At 61.3% G+C, this 19940-nt stretch carries 21 protein-coding genes; 11 read left to right on the forward strand and 10 right to left on the reverse strand.

Annotated elements, in window-relative coordinates:
- Nucleotides 1–45 precede the first annotated feature (45 nt).
- Genes ACVWY3_RS15090 through ACVWY3_RS15105 form a run of 4 tightly spaced genes read left to right on the forward strand, consistent with a single transcriptional unit; the run spans nucleotide 46 to nucleotide 3284 of the window.
- Nucleotides 46–846 (forward strand): acetoacetate decarboxylase, encoded by an 801-nt coding sequence (locus tag ACVWY3_RS15090; protein WP_456839151.1) that lies wholly within the window; start codon nucleotides 46–48, stop codon nucleotides 844–846.
- A 29-nt stretch (nucleotides 847–875) separates the two neighbouring features.
- Nucleotides 876–2051, forward strand: coding sequence for a DUF3734 domain-containing protein (locus tag ACVWY3_RS15095; protein ID WP_456839152.1), 1176 nt, complete (start codon nucleotides 876–878; stop codon nucleotides 2049–2051).
- 33 nt (nucleotides 2052–2084) lie between these two features.
- Nucleotides 2085–2489 (forward strand): hypothetical protein, encoded by a 405-nt coding sequence (locus ACVWY3_RS15100; protein WP_456839153.1) that lies wholly within the window; start codon nucleotides 2085–2087, stop codon nucleotides 2487–2489.
- Nucleotides 2490–2501: 12 nt separating this feature from the next.
- A complete protein-coding gene (locus tag ACVWY3_RS15105) occupies nucleotides 2502–3284 on the forward strand; it encodes a 3-hydroxybutyrate dehydrogenase (protein ID WP_456839154.1) in 783 nt (260 codons plus the stop codon).
- Between the two features lie 394 nt (nucleotides 3285–3678).
- Here the strand turns inward: ACVWY3_RS15105 and ACVWY3_RS15110 are convergent, their stop codons facing one another.
- Nucleotides 3679–5355 carry a winged helix-turn-helix domain-containing protein gene (locus ACVWY3_RS15110; RefSeq protein WP_456839155.1) on the reverse strand — a complete coding sequence of 559 codons (1677 nt, stop codon included), beginning with the start codon at nucleotides 5353–5355 and terminating at the stop codon, nucleotides 3679–3681.
- Nucleotides 5356–5575: 220 nt separating this feature from the next.
- Here ACVWY3_RS15110 and ACVWY3_RS15115 point away from each other — a divergent pair, with 220 nt between their 5' ends.
- The gene (locus ACVWY3_RS15115; protein ID WP_456839156.1) at nucleotides 5576–6526 is read left to right on the forward strand and encodes a helix-turn-helix transcriptional regulator; all 951 of its coding nucleotides are present in this window, start codon (nucleotides 5576–5578) and stop codon (nucleotides 6524–6526) included.
- 371 nt (nucleotides 6527–6897) lie between these two features.
- On the opposite strand, the gene ACVWY3_RS15120 is transcribed toward ACVWY3_RS15115, so the two are convergent.
- Genes ACVWY3_RS15120 through ACVWY3_RS15130 form a run of 3 tightly spaced genes read right to left on the reverse strand, consistent with a single transcriptional unit; the run spans nucleotide 6898 to nucleotide 9780 of the window.
- Nucleotides 6898–7659: an SDR family oxidoreductase gene (locus ACVWY3_RS15120; protein WP_456839157.1), complete on the reverse strand. Its 762-nt coding sequence runs from the start codon at nucleotides 7657–7659 to the stop codon at nucleotides 6898–6900.
- Nucleotides 7660–7686: 27 nt separating this feature from the next.
- Entirely contained in the window at nucleotides 7687–8412 is a 726-nt protein-coding gene (locus ACVWY3_RS15125; protein WP_456839158.1) for a DUF6875 domain-containing protein, read from the reverse strand.
- Nucleotides 8413–8448: 36 nt separating this feature from the next.
- Complete coding sequence (locus ACVWY3_RS15130; protein ID WP_456839159.1) at nucleotides 8449–9780, reverse strand: epoxide hydrolase family protein; 1332 nt, start codon at nucleotides 9778–9780, stop codon at nucleotides 8449–8451.
- 137 nt (nucleotides 9781–9917) lie between these two features.
- On the opposite strand from ACVWY3_RS15130, the gene ACVWY3_RS15135 reads away from it, so the two are divergent.
- Nucleotides 9918–10793, forward strand: a complete 876-nt coding sequence (locus ACVWY3_RS15135; protein WP_456839160.1) for a LysR substrate-binding domain-containing protein — start codon at nucleotides 9918–9920, stop codon at nucleotides 10791–10793.
- Between the two features lie 101 nt (nucleotides 10794–10894).
- On the opposite strand, the gene ACVWY3_RS15140 is transcribed toward ACVWY3_RS15135, so the two are convergent.
- The 4 genes from ACVWY3_RS15140 to ACVWY3_RS15155 all read right to left on the reverse strand — a co-directional run bounded on the left by ACVWY3_RS15140 (nucleotide 10895) and on the right by ACVWY3_RS15155 (nucleotide 13670).
- Nucleotides 10895–11497 carry a VOC family protein gene (locus tag ACVWY3_RS15140; RefSeq protein ID WP_456839161.1) on the reverse strand — a complete coding sequence of 201 codons (603 nt, stop codon included), beginning with the start codon at nucleotides 11495–11497 and terminating at the stop codon, nucleotides 10895–10897.
- 41 nt (nucleotides 11498–11538) lie between these two features.
- Nucleotides 11539–12300: an SDR family oxidoreductase gene (locus ACVWY3_RS15145; protein ID WP_456839162.1), complete on the reverse strand. Its 762-nt coding sequence runs from the start codon at nucleotides 12298–12300 to the stop codon at nucleotides 11539–11541.
- Nucleotides 12301–12366: 66 nt separating this feature from the next.
- Nucleotides 12367–12843, reverse strand: a complete 477-nt coding sequence (locus ACVWY3_RS15150; RefSeq protein ID WP_456839163.1) for a DUF6130 family protein — start codon at nucleotides 12841–12843, stop codon at nucleotides 12367–12369.
- Nucleotides 12844–12905: 62 nt separating this feature from the next.
- Nucleotides 12906–13670: a DUF6875 domain-containing protein gene (locus tag ACVWY3_RS15155; protein ID WP_456839164.1), complete on the reverse strand. Its 765-nt coding sequence runs from the start codon at nucleotides 13668–13670 to the stop codon at nucleotides 12906–12908.
- A 186-nt stretch (nucleotides 13671–13856) separates the two neighbouring features.
- Here ACVWY3_RS15155 and ACVWY3_RS15160 point away from each other — a divergent pair, with 186 nt between their 5' ends.
- The 5 genes from ACVWY3_RS15160 to ACVWY3_RS15180 all read left to right on the forward strand — a co-directional run bounded on the left by ACVWY3_RS15160 (nucleotide 13857) and on the right by ACVWY3_RS15180 (nucleotide 17341).
- A complete protein-coding gene (locus ACVWY3_RS15160; RefSeq protein WP_456839165.1) occupies nucleotides 13857–14708 on the forward strand; it encodes a helix-turn-helix domain-containing protein in 852 nt (283 codons plus the stop codon).
- A gap of 87 nt (nucleotides 14709–14795) precedes the next feature.
- On the forward strand, nucleotides 14796–15761 hold the full coding sequence (locus ACVWY3_RS15165) for a DMT family transporter (RefSeq protein WP_456839166.1): 966 nt from the start codon (nucleotides 14796–14798) through the stop codon (nucleotides 15759–15761).
- 55 nt (nucleotides 15762–15816) lie between these two features.
- Complete coding sequence (locus ACVWY3_RS15170; RefSeq protein WP_456839167.1) at nucleotides 15817–16122, forward strand: MarR family winged helix-turn-helix transcriptional regulator; 306 nt, start codon at nucleotides 15817–15819, stop codon at nucleotides 16120–16122.
- Nucleotides 16123–16537: 415 nt separating this feature from the next.
- Entirely contained in the window at nucleotides 16538–16924 is a 387-nt protein-coding gene (locus tag ACVWY3_RS15175; protein ID WP_456839168.1) for a DUF3363 domain-containing protein, read from the forward strand.
- Nucleotides 16925–16969: 45 nt separating this feature from the next.
- Nucleotides 16970–17341, forward strand: a complete 372-nt coding sequence (locus ACVWY3_RS15180) for a thiolase C-terminal domain-containing protein (RefSeq protein WP_456839169.1) — start codon at nucleotides 16970–16972, stop codon at nucleotides 17339–17341.
- 174 nt (nucleotides 17342–17515) lie between these two features.
- Here ACVWY3_RS15180 and ACVWY3_RS15185 read toward each other — a convergent pair whose 3' ends face one another.
- Both ACVWY3_RS15185 and nagA read right to left on the reverse strand, forming a co-directional pair.
- Nucleotides 17516–18718: an aspartate kinase gene (locus tag ACVWY3_RS15185; RefSeq protein ID WP_456839170.1), complete on the reverse strand. Its 1203-nt coding sequence runs from the start codon at nucleotides 18716–18718 to the stop codon at nucleotides 17516–17518.
- Nucleotides 18719–19897: an N-acetylglucosamine-6-phosphate deacetylase gene (nagA, locus tag ACVWY3_RS15190; protein ID WP_456843374.1), complete on the reverse strand. Its 1179-nt coding sequence runs from the start codon at nucleotides 19895–19897 to the stop codon at nucleotides 18719–18721.
- Nucleotides 19898–19940 lie beyond the last annotated feature (43 nt).

Here is a 19940-nt window from a genome sequence, read left to right on the forward strand (position 1 = left end):
CGGAGCGCGGCACCCTCAATTACATCAAACTGGAGCTCGAGGACGATGAAACACGACACCGTGCATGCGGGGGCGTTCGCCATGCCGCTGACGAACCCGGCCTTTCCGCCCGGCCCCTATCGCTTCGTCAACCGCGAATACTTCATCATCCAGTACCGCACCGATCCGGAGGCCCTGCGCCGGATCGTGCCCGAGCCGCTGGAAGTGACCGAGCCGGTGGTGAACTACGAATTCATCCGGATGCCCGACTCCACCGGCTTCGGCGATTACACCGAAAGCGGCCAGGTCATCCCTGTCTCGTTTCGCGGCCAAGCCGGTAGCTTCGTCCACCAGATGTTCCTCAACGATCATCCGCCGATCGCCGGCGGACGCGAGCTATGGGGGTTTCCCAAGAAACTGGCGCAGCCCAAGCTCGCCGTCGAGATCGACACGCTGGTCGGCACGCTGAACTACGGCTCGGTGCGGATCGCAACGGGCACGATGGGCTACAAGCATCGCGCCCTCGACGCCGCGACCGAGGCAAAGAAACTCGCCGCGCCGAATTTCCTGCTCAAGATCATCCCCCATGTCGACGGCACGGCGCGCATCTGCGAGCTGGTCCGCTACCACTGCGAGGATATCGCCGTGAAGGGCGCGTGGACCGGGCCGGCTGCTCTCGACCTCCACTCGCATGCGCTTGCACCCGTCGCTGAGCTGCCGGTGCTGCAGGTGCTGTCGGCCAAGCACGTCGTTGCCGATCTTACCCTCGGGCTCGGCACCGTGGTCCACGACTATCTCAGTCCGGCGGCGGTGGCGCGCTCGCGGGAGACCATTTCCGAAATCCTGATCGAAGCCGACGCCGGTTGAACAGTCCGCACCGTGCAAGGAGCCCCGCAATGTTGAACGTGATGCGCGAACAGACCCATCCGGTAGCGCAGCAGACCCGGTCGCTGCCCTACGACGTCGTGGCGTTGGTCCTGCAGGGCGGCGGCGCGCTCGGCGCCTATCAGGCCGGCGTCTATGAGGGCCTGCACGAGGCCGGGATCCGGCCGAACTGGCTGGCCGGCATTTCGATCGGCGCACTCAACGCTGCCATCATCGCAGGCTCCCCGGAAGAAGAGCGCGTGGAACGGCTGCGCGAGTTCTGGGAGATCATCTGCGCCCAGTCGATCGAATGGCCGGCGGGAGAAGGACTGGCCGATGCCCTGCCTTTTGCCTTCGACATACACTCGATCCGCAATGCACTGGCGGCGATGCGGGCCCTGGTTCAGGGTCAGCCCGGCTTCTTTCGGCCGCGCTTTCCCTCGCCGCTTTTCTCGCCGTTCTCGGGCGATGCGGCGACCAGCTTCTACGACACCGCGCCCTTGCACCGGACGCTGGAGAAGCTCGTCGATTTTGACCGGCTGAATTCCGGCGAGGTGCGCGTCAGCGTCGGCGCGGTCAACGTTCGCACCGGCAACCTGACGTATTTCGACACCGCCGAACGCCGGCTCTGCCCGAGGCACTTCATGGCCTCGGGCGCGCTGCCGCCGGGATTCCCCGCCGTCGAGATCGAAGGCGAGCACTATTGGGACGGTGGCGTGGTCTCCAACACGCCTCTGTCGCGCGTGCTGTCCGGCGACCCCCGCGACACTCTGACGTTCCAGATCGACCTTTGGTCGGCCAGAGGCCGCGTTCCCTACGACATGATGGGGGTATCGAGCCGCCAGAAAGACATTCAATATTCGAGCCGCACGCGCGCCGTCACCGACCAGGCGCTGCGCATGCAGAAAATGCGTCAGGCGCTGCAGCGGGTGATCGAGCGACTGCCGGAGGCCGCCAAAAAGGATCCGGAAATCCGCGCGATCGCGGATATGGCTCGCCATCGCTCCCACAACATCATCCACCTGATCTACCAGACCAAGCTCCACGAAGGTCATTCGAGGGACTACGAATTCGGACTGAGCGCGATGCGCGCCCACTGGCAGAGCGGGTTGGAAGACATCCGCCGCACGCTCGCGAACGAACGGCGCCTCGATCCGCCGCCGCCCGAGCTCGGCATCGTCACCCACGACATCCATCGCCGCGATTGATCTTTCGCGTCGCCCTTTGATCAGGAGAACACCATGCCGACCCTTTCCGACGCTCCCGAGCAGAACGTCACGACGGAGCTTCGTCCACCGCCCGGGCGATCTGCGCCGGCACGTTCCGGCGCCGCCTCATGGACGATCATCCTGGTGCTCGTCCTGCTCCTGGTGGCGACCGATTTCGTCGCCTACGTCGGCTGGACGCTTGCTGACGGGATCGAGGTTTCGGCAGCCGGCTACGTCGCCATGGCTGCCGGCGTGCTGTTCTCGCTCGTCGTCGGATGCGGGCTCATGGCGCTCATCTTCTACAGCAGTCGGAACGGGTACGACGAACCTCCCGTGCTGATCGTCTCGAACGCGAGTCAGAAGCGAACGAATCGACCGACGATTGAATTGCAGGCCATTCGGACGGACCGCAAGCTTCCACTGCAAGATCGACATTGAAAGGAATCTGCCATGTTGAAGGGCAAAGTAGCCATCGTCACCGGATCGACCAGCGGCATCGGACTTGGAATCGCCAGAGAGCTCGCCAGGCTCGGTGCCGACATCGTGCTCAACGGTTTCGGCGACGCGAATGAGATCGAAAACATCCGCAGCGGCATGGAGCGCGATCACGGCGTGCGCTGCATCTACGATGGCGCCGACATGTCGAAGGGCGAGGCCGTTCGCGGATTGATCGACGCGACGATCGAAAAATTCGGGCGTCTTGACATCCTCGTCAACAATGCCGGCATCCAGTTTACCGCACCGGTTGATGAATTCCCGGCCGCCAAGTGGCAGGCCATCCTCGATATCAATCTGTCGGCGGCATTCCATGGAATCGCGGCGGCCGTACCGCAGATGAAGCAGCAGCGTTGGGGGCGTGTCGTCAACATCGCCTCTGCGCACGGCCTCGTCGCCTCGACCCACAAAGCTGCCTACGTGGCCGCCAAGCACGGCCTCGTTGGCCTCACCAAGGTGGTCGGCCTCGAGACCGCCGGAAGCGGCGTGACCTGCAACGCGGTCTGCCCCGGCTGGGTGCGAACGCCCCTTGTCGAGAAGCAGATCAGCGACATCGCCACGCAGCGGGGCATCAGTCAGAAGCAAGCGACCGAGGAGCTTCTCGCGGAGAAGCAACCGTCCCTTGAGTTCGCATCTCCCGAGCAACTCGGCGGCACGGTCGCTTTCCTGTGTTCGGCGGCGGCAGACCAGATCACCGGCACGGCGATTTCCGTCGATGGCGGTTGGACCGCGCGATAGGCGCGAGTGAACAGGCACGGGCTTCAAACATAGCGGGGCCCGGCAGCATTCCAGCGTGAAGATGCGCTTCGCGCTTCTCCCCCGACAATAGCCGCTTTCTTGGGAACTCATAATGAACGTGGATCCATCAAGATGTTGATAACCATCCTCGCAATGGTCAGCACAAGTATTTTCGCGGCGCATGCCATCGACGCCTTGCAGACGACCCATCCCGCGGAGGAATCCGACTTCTCGAAAGCGGACTTGCCGCGGCGGTAACAAACGCCAGTTGGCTCACACGCTTGACGTTAGCCACGACATGAGGCGCGCCCCACCTCACGGCCGAGTTTGGGAGAAACGCAACTCGAGCACATCCGCGCGGGAGGATTGGCGGCGAGCATCTTGGCTGGGATGATTATTCGGGCAGCCCTGCTTTCCGCAATCCTTCTTCATATCGCGCGACGTCCTCGGCACGTCGATAGGGGCCAATCGCGTCCTTGAGATTGGAAACGCGCAGCGTGGGGCTGAGTTCGCGCAGCCGAGCCACTGCCTTCTGTGCCTGCTCCGGCCGACCGGCCATTGCGTTGCTTGCGGCGGTGATACGTAGTCCCGGTCCGTAGTCCGGACTGCACTGCAACGCCATGGTCGCCCATAGTGCCGCTTCGTCATAGCGATCCAAGAAGAAATGTGCATAGGCGGTTCCGGCTCGCATTGCCATCAGCCAAGGATCAAGTGGGCTCAGGCGAATGGCACGCGAGAAGCGCTCGATCGCCGATTCCGGCTCGCCGAGCCAGAGTTTCACCCAGCCGCCGAAATTCCATGCCTCGGCCAAATTGGAATTCAGCGTAAGCGCGCGATCGACCAAGCCGGCACCTACCCCGAGATCCCGAACGACAAACGCCAACGCATTCCCGCCAGCGGAGAGCGCGATCGGGTCGTCCTTGCCTAACTCGACTGCCCGTTGGGCGAGCTTCTTCACTTCGGTGATCGCATTCGCCGTGTCTGGAATCCAGCCATTGATCTTGGCAACGAGGTAGCAAAAGGCTGCGCGACCGTACGCGGAGGCGAACTCCGGGTCGAGCTCGATCGCACGCTTGAATAGGCGCAATGCCTCCTCGTTCGCTCGCTGGTTGCCAAACTGATGAAGTTGGGCCAGACCGCGCAAATAGAGGGCATAGGCGTCGAGACTGGCGGTCGGCTTGCGCTTGGCGCGCTCGATCTCGGCTTTTTCCACCGCGGGCGCGATCGCCCCGACAACGCTCTCGGTCACCTGGTCCTGCAACTCGAAAATGTCGCCGAGCTCGCCATCGAAACGATCTGCCCAAATATGCGCTCCGGTGGCGGCATCGACGAGCTGTCCCGTAATGCGCACCCGGTTTGCCACCTTGCGAACGCTCCCTTCCAATACGTAGCGCACCCCGAGCTCACGCCCCACCTGCTTCACGTCGACGGCCCGCGCCTTGTAGGTGAAGCTGGAGTTTCGGGCGATGACGAATGGCTCCTTGAAACGGGACAGCGCCGTGATGATGTCCTCGGCCATTCCATCGGCAAAGTATTCCTGTTCGACATCGCCGGACATGTTCTGAAACGGAAGCACCGCAATTGAAGGCTTGTCCGGCAGCGGAGGCGGACTCTCTGCCGCGGCGGCGAGAAATGGCGCGGCCTCTCGCGCTCCAGTAGCCGCATCGACCGTAAAGGCCCTGATTGTCTCCTGGATGCTCTCTACTCGTGGAACGCCAACCTCCGGACCCGGGTCCGCGACCAAGGTTCGCGTCGGCGATTCTTCCTCGGTGATCTGGCCAACAAACCGGAGGCCTTTGCGAGAAACCGTCCGGATCAGGCGTTGCTCTTTTCCGGTGTCCCCGATTGCCTTGCGCACGGCATTGACGTGGCTAGTCAGCGTGGATTCGGACACGATGCGTCCTTCCCACACCGCCTTCAGAAGATCGTCCCTTGTCACGACCTGTTCGCGGTTTCGGACGAGGAAGAGCAGCAGGTCGAACACCTTCGGTCCAACGGGGATGAGCTCGGAGCCTCGCTTGAGCTCGCGCCGGTCGGCGTCCAGGCGATAGTCTTCGAACAGAAACGGCACTTGTGATCCTACTTGGACAAGAAGCCAAGGAAAACTCAATCGCAATTCGGGCCGGCTGCAAGGTCTTTTCCGCTGGAAACTGTACACATTTTCCCATCCTTCGGGAACAAGGGTTCTGCACGCCCTGCACCCGACGCGCACTGATGTGCGCAATCCCCCCAACCCAGTCAGGCCGAGTCACGGCCCATAACGTGCAGTCCGCGAGGCGAGCATTTATTTCATGAGCAAGCCCTTCTCGCGCGATTCCTTGGAGGACGCGTCAGTTGCGCCTGAGGCCTGCCAAGCCACTCCGGCCAATGCAGAGCGGCCTCACCCTAGTGCGGAAATGGCGCGGGTGCTCCGGACCACGCCAATTCACATGGCTTTGGATTCCTCCGGCGCCGGAATTGCCCACTGGAAACATGATCCGCTGCACGACGTCGTCGCGCCCATGAGCCATCACGTCATCATGGCCTACAACGGCACGGTGCAGCGCATAGTGCGGCGGACGGGAAGCGCGGTTGCAATCGGCACGTTTCGCCCCGGAGTCGTGATCATAATTGCCGAAGGATCGAGCTCCCGGTGGGATATTCCGAAGCCTGTCGACGTCGTACAACTCTACCTTCCGCACACCACGCTCGAGCGGGTGGCAGGCGATCACGGCAGCGCCACCTCAACCGATCTCCTGGAGCGAACGGCGCATCCTGATCCTATTACATCCCGATTGCTCCTGACCGCGGCCGGCGCCATGGACGCCAATGGCACCCTGGACACACTGTTCAGGCATCAGCTGATGGACCTCGTGGCCACGCGCCTGCTGGCAGCGCATGTCGGTGTGCCGACCACGTTCCAGCGTACGCTGGGCGGCCTCTCACCGATAGTGTTGCGCCGCGCCATCGAGCGCCTGCGTTCGGACAACGATGCGGACGTGTCGCTCGCGGCGCTGGCTGCCGACGCCGGCTTGTCGCGCTTCCACTTCTGCCGAGCCTTCAAGGAAAGCACCGGGCTTTCCCCGCATGCCTGGCGGCGCGAGCAACGGCTCGAGGAGGCCAAAAACATGCTTCGCAACACCGACGAATCGGTTGTCTCGATCGCGGTCGCGCTCGGCTATACCTCCCAGAGCGCGTTCGCCGCGGCGTTCAGGAAGCTGACCGGGGAGACCCCAAGCAACTGGCGGCGGCGTACACGTTGACGACTCGCCTGTGCGGAACTCCCCGACGATCCGCGACCGCTCCGCTTAATAGAGGCATTTGAAGAGAGACCTGCCGTCAGATGGCAGCTAGCACCAGACGTCCACGATTTGGCATCCCCGCCGGACCGGCTTTAGGTAGTGGTTAAGTAGCTCCGCAGGTCTGGCCTTTCATGCGTCTCCTCAGGCTGAGCTCTTGCCGGTCTGCTCGGGAACGATGTGGTCCGCGTACCGGTCGGGCCAGTTGGTGTCGGGCTGCCCGGTTCGCTTCTCATGCTCTCAATGCGCGGCCGCGGTACGTCTCTTCGGCGAGCTCCCGTGGCGAGGCTCATGGGTTCGATTCCTTTCGTACGTTCGTGCTGTGTTTGACGCCCTCAAAGCTCGGCGAATCCGCCATCGACGACCATTTCCGATCCAAGCATATAGCTCGATGCATCGCTCGCGAGGAACAGGACCGCAGCGGCGATTTCGTCGGGCTTTCCAAGTCGCCCGAGCGGAATCAGCTTGCTGGCGCCTGCGAGATACTCGCGGAACTGGGCATCGGTCTGACCGGGATGTTCGGATTGGCCCACGCCGCGAAGAATGGGCGTCTCGATCAGCCCTGGACTGACCGCGTTTACGCGGATGCGCCGGGCGAGCAGCTCGGCCGACAATGTGCGTGCCAACGAGCGGACGGCTGCCTTCGAAGCCGAAAGGATGGCACGACCGGGAACGCCGACCTGATTCAACCAGGCTGTGTTCAGGATGATCGAACCGCCCTCGCGCATGACCGGTTCGACCGCCTGAATCGAGAAGAACACGGACCTGACATTCGTATCCATGAGGCTGTCATATTGCGCCTCGCTGGTGGCCGCCAAGGGCGTGACATAGGCTACACCTGCGTTGGCGAAAAACACGTCGAGCGCGCCGAAGGCTTGCCGCACGTCTGACGCCATCTTTTGAAGGGCATCTCGAGAGAGCACGTCGGTCTTCAGTGTCAGCACATCGCCGCCGATGAGCGTGCGCGCCCGCTCGAGTGCGTCGGACTCGCGGCCGGTAATGGCGATCCGTGCACCATTGGCTTGCAGCAGCTTGGCGGTGGCCAAGCCGATGCCCGAGGTCCCACCAGTGACGAGCGCAGTCTTTCCGTTAAGCATGGAAACTCTCCCTGTTGTTCTCGGCGGTCAGAACGAGCTGCGGCTCTTGCGCCACGGCAACTGCCGTAGTTCGTCAGCAAGAGCCCGGACAGCGGACGCTCCAAAGCGACGCGCCCAACGATCGAGCCAGTCCTCGCTTTCCAGGAAGAACTTCCAGTCGCTGATGACCGCGGGCCTCATGAGTAGAAATGGTACGGGTGGTGTGAACGGCCGGAAGCTGGAGCTGTGTATCGCTGTCGCTTCGTTGCGTTCGTAGAAGGCTCCCAGCACAAGTCCATCCTCCACGTACGACGGAACGGCGAGCTGCTGCAGGACGTCGTCGAAGAGATCCTTTGCACGATCCGACGGCAAATCGGTGAAGACCAGGACGATCGATCTGTGGTGTGCGTCATGGCCGTTCGAAGACTGAGCGTCCATGAACAGCGTCTTGTCCTTCACGAGCCGGACGATTTTCGGCACGCTCAGATTGGTGATGCGCTCGGGAGCGAGCCAGATCGTCTTGCACTCGCGGGCCACAGGGACGAAGGGACACACCGCGCCATCGCGGCCGAGATCTTTGTGTGGCCTGGCCACGAAAGTCCGGATCCAGTCTGCAACGGCTTGAAGCGCAGTTAGATCGCTTTCCGCGAGCGTCCTCGTCCTGGAAACGTAGTCGAGATCGTCAAGGGGGAAGAGATTGGTGTACTGTGGTGGCAAAGAATCTACTGTCGCGGAGCCAGCCGCGGCTGCTTCAAATGTGTCAACGTGAGTCATGACATTCACCAATTGTTGAATGTAGGATTGCGGTTTTCAGATTGATTGGCGAAGCGGCCTGAACGCGGCACGAAGTTCGGAGGCGAAAAGCGCGGGCTCCTCCCAGGCCGGGAAGTGGCCGCCCCGCTCTGCGTCGCGGAAGTAGATCAGATTGGGAAAGGCGCGGCGGGCCCAAGTCTCCGGGGCTCGAAAAAGATCGTCGTTCGGAAATGTCGTGATGGCTACCGGCAGGGTTATCGAGTCGGTCTTCTGCGCGGCCGCGCTGATCAGGTTCTGATGGCGGTTCTCCCAATAGAGCCTCGCTCCCGAAGCCACCGTGTTAGTCAGCCAGTGAAGTGAGAAGTTGTCGAGCACCTCATCCGGCGTAGGCGCCTGCTTGGGATCTTTGCCGTACGTCCACTTTCCAAAGCCCCCATGGACGAGCATCCACCCCGCAAGTCCAGCCGGAGAGTCGGTCAGCCCGTAACCGACGGCCTGTGGTCGTGCGCTCATCATTGTCAGGTATCCCCAGCCACCGCTCTTGATGAACGACTGCATGGCCTCGAACTCGGCGCGCTCCTTTGCAGACAGTCCCGCAGGCGCGGGCCCGCCGGTGGCGATCGCTTGGGCCGCATCGGGCGGGAAGACCGCCGGCAGATTGGTGTGAATGCCGAGCAAACCGGTCGGGGCCTGACGCCCCATGGCCTCGACAACGCCAGCGCCCCAGTCTCCGCCTTGGGCGACGTACTTTGTGTAACCGAGCCGCTTCATGAGCATGTCCCATGCGCGGCCGATGCGCTCCACGTCCCAGCCTATCTCGGTCGGTCGCGACGAAAAGCCGAACCCTGGCAGCGACGGGATCACGACGTCGAACGCGTCCTTCGCCTGACCGCCGTACGAAGTCGGATCTGTGAGCTCACCGATGGGTTTGATCTGCTCGAAGACCGACCCGGGCCATCCATGTGTGATGATCAGCGGCAGTGCGTTAGGATGGCGAGAGCGCACGTGTATGAAGTGGATATCGACGCCGTCGATCATCGTCTTGAACTGAGGCAAGGCGTTCAACTTTGCCTCGCCCTTGCGCCAGTCATAATCGGTCGCCCAATGGCGGACCAGTTGCTGGAGCTTTGCGAGTTGCGCGCCTTGCGTCTGATCGAGGACCGTCTCCTTGTCGGGCCAGCGGGTCGCTGCCAGGCGGCGCCGAAGATCGTCGAGTTGATCTTGCGGGACCTGAACCTTGAAGGGACGAATGCCATCCCCGTCCGCAGCAAATGCCGAATGTTCTGGAAACAAGCTGGCGGCGCCGGCCGCGGCAACTCCCGCCGCGATCCCGGTTAGAATACTACGACGACCGATGTCGATTGTTTCGGGCTTATCAAACTTGGTCACGATTGCTCTCCTGCTTGAAGGATCAATGTGCGGAGCATCGTCAAACCTCCGCTCGTCCTTGGAAACTAGGAGCCTCGCCAGACCATCCACTAGCTGGTAAAGTCGGGATTTACTGTGCAAGTATTTGGACAACGACCATGGATGCAATCACGGTATTCGTGAAGGTCGTGGAAGCAGGCAATTTCTCCGCTGCGGCGAGACGCTTGGGCATGCCCAAGACGACGGTCAGCGCCAAAGTGGCGGGATTGGAAAAGCGTCTGGGCCCAGCGCAACACCCGCAAGCTGCGGATGACCGAAGCGGGCGACGCTTATTTCCAACACTGTGCAATCGCATCCGCGAGGTCGAACAAGGTGAAGCGGCGCTTCAGGTCTCGAAAACCAAACCGTCCGGTATCCTCAAGGTTACAGCGCCAGTGGACGTAGGGCACGCTATTTTGCCTCGTATCGCACGTGCCTATGCGGCGAAGTGTCCGGACGTTTCCCTTCAGTTCATTCTCACGAACCGGATCGTCGATATAGTTGAGGAAGGTGTCGACCTTGCTATTCGCTTTGCTGGGGCGCTGAAGGACTCGTCACTCATCGCTCGACGATTCATCGAAATAAGATCGGACCTGTGGGCCTCGCCGCAATATATGAAGCGGCTAGGCAAGCTCAGTCATCCGCGCGACCTGGTTGACGCTGCATTCATAAAGTACCTCTTCCAAAAGACGTCGGTGACTCTCACGAACGGGAAGTCGGACTTTGAGGTTGAAATGAAGGGACGTTTTCAGGTCGATGACGCAGAACTGTGCAAGTCCCTCACGGTGTCGCGAGAAGGTATGGCATGGTTGCCGGATTATCTGACCGCAGACGCGGTGAAAGCCGGCAAGCTAGTGAGGGTCCTGTCGGAATGGCGTACGAAGCAGCAGCGGCCGGCGACCCTATACTTTGTCTATGCCGGTCGCCAGTACGCGCTGCCGAAAGTGGAGAGCTTTATCCAAACCGCCTTTGAGCAGGTCCAACTCGGAAAGTGAATAGGCAAAGCAGCAGCAAACCTCGGCTGCGACACGCCGCAGATGGGGCATACTTAGAAGGTTGTGTTTCAGTTGCTCTGGCCTTTCGTAAATGCGTTGCCTTAGGCTGAGCCCATGCCGGTCTGCTCGCGAACGATGTAGTCCGCGTACCAGTCGGGCCAGTTGGCGTCGGGCTGCCCGGTTCTCTTCTCATGCTCTCCATGCGCGGCCGCCGCACGCCTCAGCGCGCCGGCGAGCTCTCGCGACGATGCAAAGCTGGTGTCAGCCTCGACGCGGCCCGGCAACCGATGCGTCACTTGCTGGATTAGCCAACCATTGCCGTCCGGATCGAGGAAGGTCGCGAGGGCTCCATAACTCGGCCGCTCCGGATCAGGACCCGGGACGCGGCCATCGGGCCCACGGTGAAACACCTCGCTGACTTCGACCCCTCGCTTGATGAGCTCATCGCGCGCTGCCCCGATGTCGGAAACGACGAGAAAGTGGAGCGGGGCCGCCGCAAGCTGAATCGATGCTGGCGACCCGGGCGGCGTCAACTGGACCGCGCGCGAGCCATCGGCCCGGGTGAAGTCGGCATCCAACCGCCAGCCGAGATCGCTGTAGAACTTCTTCGCGCGATCGACGTCGGCGACCGGGATGACGGCGACCTCCAGCTTCATGGCGAGGCGTTGGGGGTCGCGAGTTTCCAGTGACTTGGGATTGCTCATAGGTTCGATTTCCTTCGTACGTTCGTGCTGTGTTGACGCCCTCAAAGCTCGGCGAACCCGCCATCGACGACCATTTCCGATCCAAGCATGTAGCTCGACGCATCGCTCGCGAGGAACAGGACCGCAGCCGCGATTTCGTCGGCCTTTCCAAGTCGCCCGAGCGGAATCAGCTTGCTGGCACCTGCGAGATACTCGCGAAACTGGGCATCGGTCTGACCGGGATGTTCGGACTGACCCACGCCCCGAAGAATGGGTGTCTCGATCAGCCCTGGACTGACCGCGTTTACGCGGATGCGGCGGGCGAGCAGCTCGGCCGATAGCGTACGGGCGAAGGACCGTACCGCCGCCTTCGACGCCGACAGGATAGCCCGACCGGGCACCCCGACCTGGTTCAACCAGGCCGTATTCAAGATGATGGAGCCCCCCTCGCGCATGATGGGCTCGACCGCCTGGACCGAAAAGAACACAGATCTGACATTAGTGTCCATGAGCGCATCATATTGCGCCTCGCTGGTGGTCGCCAGCGGCGTCACATAGGCCACACCGGCATTCGCAAAGAAAATGTCGAGCGCGCCGAATTTATGCTGCACATCGGACGCCATCTTTCGAAGGGCGTCGCGGGATAGCACGTCGGTCTGCAGCATCAGCGGGTCCCCAGCAATGATTTCACGCGCCCGCTCGAGAGCGTCCGCTTCGCGGCCCGTAACGGCAATTCGCGCACCTTTGGCGCGCAAGAGCTTTGCGGTAGCGAGGCCGATGCCCGATGTGCCACCAGTAATTAGCGCGGTCTTTCCGTTTAGCATTGAGTTCTCCGATCATTTGGGCTGTTCGACTTCCGGAAGCGACATTCCTGTCGTCGACACGGTGGCCTACTTGTGGCGGCCGGCGTGGCTTGTCTTTTGGTGTTCGGGCACGACGAATTTCAGTGTCGTCATCTGGCCAGGGAAGACGTTGTGATCGGCGTCCACCAGCGCGATCGTCACCTGGTGCGGACCAGCAGGCAGGCCGGCTATGTCGACGGTGTTGTTGTCGCTCGCGTCCGCCCACCACCACGGCAGGTCGTCGACGGTGATGTGAAGATGACCAATACGGGGCGACACTTGGCGCGCGCCCGCTCCGAACACCTGGACGATGCGGACGTTTTCCACTCGATACTGCGCCCAGAAGACGCCGATCGCCAAACCTTCGGGAAGCGGGGGATCGACGATCAGCTTGGGATCGCGCTCGTTCTCGACGGGGACGTATGGCGAAGGTCCGCGGATTTCCCTCGCGGTTTGGGCTGACGCGTCGGTTGCGAGCACTGCGCAGGCCGCTATGGCAGCGGCAAAGATCTTGACGTGAGTCATGGCACTACCTTGTTCTAAAGGTGGGATTCGAGGTTCTCGGATCGATGTACGAAATCTGGTGACTAATCGCGCTTCGCGCGCCACGGCTGGCGGCGCAGTTCATCGGCAAGCGCATGGATTGCAGAACCCTGAAAGCGGCGGGCCCAGAGATCCAGCCACTGTTCGCTGTCCAGAAAGAATTTCCAGTCGCTAACGACTGCCTGCCTTATCGGCAGGAACGGCACCGGCGAGTTGAACGGTCGAAAACTGGTATTGTAAATCGCAGTCCCTTCGTTGCGTTCGTAAAACGCTCCAAGCACCAATCCATCTTCCGCATAGGATCGAACGGCGAAATCCTGCAGCACTTGCTCGAACAGGGACTTCGCACGTTCTGCCGCCAGGTCGGTGAAGACAATGACGACTGATTTGTAGACGGCGTCGCTATCAAGGGGCTGAGAGTCAAGGAACACCTTCTTGTAGTCGCCGATGAGCTCGACAACATCTTGCACGCCCCGGTCGGAGATCCGCTCGGGAGCGAGCCAGAGTATCGTACGTTCGATGGCCCGAGGAACGAAGGGGCACACGGGCCCAGAGCGGCCGAGTTGCTTGTCGGGTTTGGCCACGAAGCCATTTATCCAGTCTGCGACCGCGCGAAGCGCGTTTCGATCCCCTTCGATCAGCCCGCTCGTCCTGCCGACGTCGTCGAGATCCTCCGGCAGGAGGAGATTGGCAGCCGCTGCCGGCAGGGACCGTCCTGTCGAGCCACGAACCGTCCTCGCGTTTTCCGCAACAGCGCTCGCGGCGAGCGTCAAGCAAGCCGCAATTGGGGCACGCGTTTCGAGGGTCACATCGGATCTCCTTTTGATGAGCCATGGGCTGGAGATAGCGGCGTCGCTCGCCGGGATCTTGTCGATTCCTTACCTGCCGCACGGAAGTGTGAAGACGGATCGCTATCCTCCTCACCTCGACAAGGAGCTGACACGATCATATGTTCGCGTAATTGCCCATGTTGATTGAGGAATTGGATTGCACGGATGGCCGACAGGCTGCCGAACGGTAACCAATCGATGGCATGGTCCGACGATTCGTTCGTGGCCACAGAGTTTCTTTTTGCCGATTATCGCGACTTCGTTTTTCCGCTCCATGTGCATGAGACATTCGCGATTGGCGTCATCGAAGCCGGTGGACAGCACTTCCAGCCGGGGCGATCCCCATCCTTGATCATGCCTGAGGGGACGCTGTGCACGATCGATCCCCGCGTCGTGCATGAAGGAAGGCCGGCAACCGAACGAGGTTGGCGCTACCGGATGTTCTATCCCTCTCCTGCACTCGTTGCGGGCGCACTAGAAGAGCCACGCCGCCTTGCCTCAAGTGGAGAGTGGGGCATTGGACAACATGTCATCCACGATCAGGAGCTCTATCGCGAATTCGTCGGTCTGCACGTTTCCTCGCAACGCAAAGAAACTCTGTTGGAGCGGCAATCGCGTATCGCTGTCTTTCTTCGGCGGCTGTTCGCACGTCACGGCAATTTTCTGCCTGAAGCGAGCCGGGCGAGAGCCGCTCCGCGCACGGCGTCCCTCGTTCGCGACTACCTTCATGCCAATGCGGAAAGTCAGGTCAGTATAGCCGACCTGGCGCAGGCTGCAGGTGTCTCGGGCACGCAGGTCATTCGAGCCTTTTCGGCAGGAACTGGCATGCCGCCACATTCCTACCTCGTCAGCCTACGGGTCGAACGGGCAAAGGCGCTGCTGAGATCAGGAAGGAGTCTGGCCGCGGCGGCGCTCGATGTGGGCTTTTCCGACCAAAGCCAGTTTACCCGCCATTTCAAGCGACTTACGGGGGTGACTCCCGGTCGGTTCGCCGCGGAAACGTCATCTGCCAGGTAAGGAATCGACAAGACCGGCGTTGTCGGTCTGGCCTACGTTGCGCGCATTGGCTGGATGACGCCAGCGCGTAGCGAGGCTAGAACTCCAATGACAACGAAGAACGTGTCCTTGGCGCAAGAAGCACCTGCTCTGCGTCGGCGAATTGATGTCGCCGACCCGAGATCGGCGAAGGGGATCGCTCTGTTCGCCTTCGTCTTCTTGGGCGTGATCTGGGGCAGCAACTTCATCTTCATGAAGTGGGCCGCCGCGGAAATCGCGCCTGCACAGATCGTGCTGCTCCGTGTTGTCTTCGCGTTTCCAACCGTATTTCTCTATGCGCTGTGGCAAAGGGCTTTGCGTTGGCAGCATGTTCGGTACGCGCATCACTTCATCGTCATGTCCCTATTGGGCACTGCAATTTACTACTTTGCTTTTGCCAAAGGGGCGGCACTTCTTCCGTCCAGCATCGCCGGTTTGCTGAGCGGAGCGATTCCCCTGTTTGCGTTCATCTGCACATACTTGTTTTTGCGCGACGAGATCATCACGGTCACCAAGGCAGCAGGCGTCGCTCTCGGTCTCCTCGGCGTAGTTCTCATCGCGCGGCCGTGGTCGGCTGTGGATTACGTTAGTATGGAAGGGATCGCGTATATGATGGCAGGTTCTCTTAGCCTCGGATGTTCCTTCGTTTATGCTCGCAACTTCATCAGCCCGTTGCAGCTACCGGCCTCGGCTCTGACGACTTACCAGATCGGGGTGGCGGTGGTGTTCTTGGTCATGGCAATCCACCTGGACGGAATCGACGCAGTCTTCAGCGATACCCGCGCTTGGACCGGGCTTGTTTTTGGTCTTGGAATTTGCGGGACGGGTCTGGCTTATATCATCTACTATTTCATAGTAGCCAACCTAGGCGCCCTCGCCGCGTCAAGCGTCACCTACATTCCGCCGATCGTCTCACTTATCATCGGCATCCTCCTGGCGGGTGAGAGCATCAACGCTTTCGAATGCGTCGCCGTGCTGCTCGTTCTCTCCGGTGTAGCTGTGTTGCAACTCGGCAAGCGAACAGAGCATTTGTAGTTATCGTGAGGACGTTGTTGCCTGCGAGACAAATCTGCTCGCGTTGAATGCCGATATGGAAGCCGCCCCGCTGGTCTCTGACGGTCTGATAGAGAAAAGCCCACACCCCGGCAACGGACGCCGCGTGCAGCTCACGATGACCGAACACGGGATAAACCTGCTGGTCCGTCTCGCCGCCTTGCAACGCCCAGTGAATGACGCGCTGTTTGGCATGTCGACGCGCGAGGAGTTCAGAGTGCTCTCCCAAATCCTTTCTCGTCTTGCTTCCAACGCCGATAGCGCATTGAAGCTTGCCGAGCACGTCCGGGCAACGCTCACGTCCCAGAATAACGTAGCGTACCGCACCGGAGAGAGTTCGTAAGAACCGACGAGCAAGCCGTCAAAGCCTGCGGTAGTGACGATTTAGATCAAGGCGTTGGGTGCTTCTGACGGCTCTGGCCTAGCGACCGCGTCGTCATAACGAGGGCAGCGCGACCAACCCAGCGAGAGTTTTCGCCCTTGATTGGATCCGTTAGCCGCCCAACCGCATTGAGGCGGAAACGACTTCAGCCACAGGACTGAGACTGTTGGTCAGCACTTGCTCTTCCCTTCCGTCAGAATCTGGCGTGTAGGCCGAACCACAAAGCGCCCTCACGTTGGCTGTCGTGAGATTTTGATCTCCCGGTGCACACGGCGCCTACTAACCGATTGAAAGACTTGAACTCTCATGGCGTCCATCTCGTGGACCTAAGGGCGTCGGACTGGGCTTGCCTACGTTGCTCTCGTGGACCTCGTCGGTGGTGCACGACATCACCCGTAAGCTTCACCAGGAGATCACGGCCGACCGGCTCGCGCGGCTTGACCGGAGCATCCTGCGAGATGCGGGGGGTGTGCTGTCTGGACGGGAGCCCGCCTGGCAAATGGCGCGGATCGGAAGGCTGCGAGCGCTGGAGCGGATGGGGTTGGCGGACGAGACAGAGCCGGGGCGCTGGCGGATCGACCCTGAGCTCGAGCCCAAGCTCAGACGCATGGGGGAACGCGGCGACATCATCAAGACCATGCACCGTGAGATGGCCGCGGTGGGAGTTTCGCGGGCCGCCAGCGACTACACGATCTTTGGTCCGGAACCAAGCGCTCATCGCCTGGTCGGGCGGGTCGTTGGCGAGGGTTTGCGGACGAACTGACGGAGCGCCGCTATGTCGTGATCGATGGGGTGGACGGGACGCACTATGCCGAGGTCGGTAAGCGATCGCGGCGAATATTTTGCGGGCGACCCACTTGATCTCATGTTCCGTGCGCTGGGTGGAGACGCCGCTGACAAAGCCTACGAGAATGCCAGGGTTGGGCCAAACGACATTGATGTCGTCGAGCTGCACGACTGTTTCACAAGCAACGAAGCGCTGATGTATTCAGCACTTGGCTTTTGCCGTGAAAGCGAGACCGAACGATTTATCCTCGAAGGTGCAGGCAGCTACCCAGGAGACATAGTCGTCAATCCTTCCGGCGGGCTCCTGTCAAAGGGACATCCGCTCGGCGCTACAGCCTCGGATCGCGGAATTAACGTGGCAACCCCGCGGCAGCGCCGGTCGACGGCAGGTTGAAGGTGCTGGCACCGGGCTCCAACAAAACGCCGGTTTGGGCAGCGCCGGTATCGTGCACATCTTGCAGAACACCTCACAGGTGTGATCTGCGTAGCTAGTTTAGCTTATGAGTGGCAGGCAGGCCGACGAACAATGGGCGAGCCAGTATCACAAATGCCTGGCGAAGCGACAATCCTAAGCTTGCGGAACCAGCGAATGCAATGCGTTGACGGCAGCCTCTCGATTGTCCACAGGGACAAACAGGCTGACCGAATGCGATGACATTACGCATCTGTCGGGGACAATTCCGTGACCCTCAAGAACCTGCAACGCCCTGAACGGCAATTCTGATGAGACGCCGCCGAAGCAGGTGAGACTCACCGCGCTCGAAGCTTCGCGCTGCTTGCGCAGATCCCCGGCGTGCTCCAGCGTGCGCAACAGGGCATCCAGCCACTCCGTATCGCACGTCACAGTCATGCTAGTCTTTCCACCAGCGAAGTGCGATGCAAGGAGCTGCGGCCAGGACAGACTGTTTCGCTTGAGATGCTGCGCGAGTTTCTCGAAACCGTGATTGAGATCCCTGGAATCGATTTCCACATGCTCGATGCGGGCGATCGAGTTGACGGCGAGAACTTTCCCGTTTTCCATGCCCAAAATCTCTTTCATCACTTGCGTGCTGTGCCCGGCGCCGCCCGACTGCTTGAGGACCAGAGGCACATCCTGACTTTGCGCCAACTCTACGCTGCGGAAATGCAGGATCTTCGCACCCCAGAAGCACATCTCCGACAGGGATGCGAAGTCCACCTGTGGCAGGGGCCTTGCATCCGGCACGATCCGCGGATCGGCCGAACAGATTCCGTCGACCTCCTTGATGATCTCACAGCGTTCGGCTTTCAGCGCGGCGGCCATCGCGACGGCCGTGGTGTCGCTGCCGCCCCGGCCGAGCGTGGTGATTTCCCGGGTTGCCGGGTTCACGCCCTGGAATCCTGCCAGCACCACGACGCGTCCGCGATCAAGCTCCTCGAGCACGCGAATGGGCCGCACTTCCAGAATGCGTGCGGAGGAATGGGAGTCGTCGGTCATCACGCCGGCCTGGCTGCCGGTGAAGCTGATCGCGGGCACGCCCAGATCGGAAAGCGCCATGCTCATCAGGGACATGCTGATGCGCTCGCCTGTGGTCAACAGCATATCGAGCTCGCGGCGGTTGGGAGCCGGGCTCACCTGATGAGCCATCTGAATCAACTGGTCGGTGGTCGTGCCCATGGCTGAGACGATCGCTACGACACGGTGACCGCGGCCGTGCAAATCGGCGAGACTGCGCGCAACCGCGCGGATCTTCGCCGGTGTTTCAAGGCAGACGCCGCCATATTTTTGCACGATGATCGGTTGATTGCGCATCTAACCTCGCTCGGAAGCCTTGCTCCCCTCGCCCATCGAACCGACACCGCCAATCCATGTGCCGACGACCTCAAAATTCGGATTGAAGGCGACAAGATCCGCGCGGTATCCGGGCGCGATCTGTCCAAGTTCGGGCCCAAGGCCCAGAAATGTCGCAGGCGTCCGGGACGCCATGATGAGGGCATCAACGAGGGGGACTCCGATTAGCGCAACAGCATTGCGGACCGCCTCGATCATGGTGAGGTGAGCGCCCGCGAGTGTGCCATGCCGGCCAGTCAGGCGCCCCTCGTGTAACGTGATCTCCCTTCCCTGCAACATGAATTGCCGGTCGTTCGTGCCCGCCAATGGCATGGCATCGGTGACCAGCATCAATCGATGGCGTCCCTTGCAGCGGAAGGCAATACGCAAACCGGTGGGGTCAACGTGGATGCCGTCGCAGATGATCCCTGCAAACAACCGGTCGTCCACCAATGCGGCTCCCACCAAGCCCGGCTCTCGGGCGTTCAGCTGCGACATGGCATTGAACAGATGGGTCACGCCCGAGACACCGCGATCCACCGCCTGCCCGATTTCGGCTGCGGTGGCGTCGCTGTGGCCGGCCGCGATACGCAATCCGGCGCCGATCAATTCATCGATCATGGACGCGGGCACGCATTCCGGGGCCAAGGTCACAATGGAGCGACCGCGATCCCCGAAACTCTTGATAGCGGCGAGGTCGCGCCGATCGGGCACGCGTATCTCGGCTTCCGGATGAATACCCTTGCGCGACCTGTTGAGGGCCGGACCTTCCAAATGAAAGCCGAGCACGCCGGGAATTCCGAGGCACACCTCGGCTGTTGCAGCCAATCGTTCGATGATCTCGCTTCGATCGGAGATGAGGGTCGGCAAGCAGCCCGTGGTCCCGGCCTTGCGGTGCGCCTCGACGATGCGGCGAACGCCGGCCTCGGTTGGCTGGTCGTTGAGAAGCACGCCCCCGCCTCCGTTCACCTGGATGTCGATGAATCCGGGGGCAAGGATCGCATCTCGGGGAAGGCGGATTGACGCCCCCGCGGCGTCGTCGAAGCTGATGCTTTCAATCCGCCCTTGCGCGATTCTGACCGAGCCGGGTCCGCGCATGTCGGTCCCATCAAAGATGTGCTGCGCAGCAATCGTGAGTGAGGCAGAACCAGCGTGGCCCATCAGGATCGATCCGGGAATGGCTGTCACAGACACGTGAGGGGAG

Source organism: Bradyrhizobium sp. USDA 4486 (genome assembly GCF_054057995.1).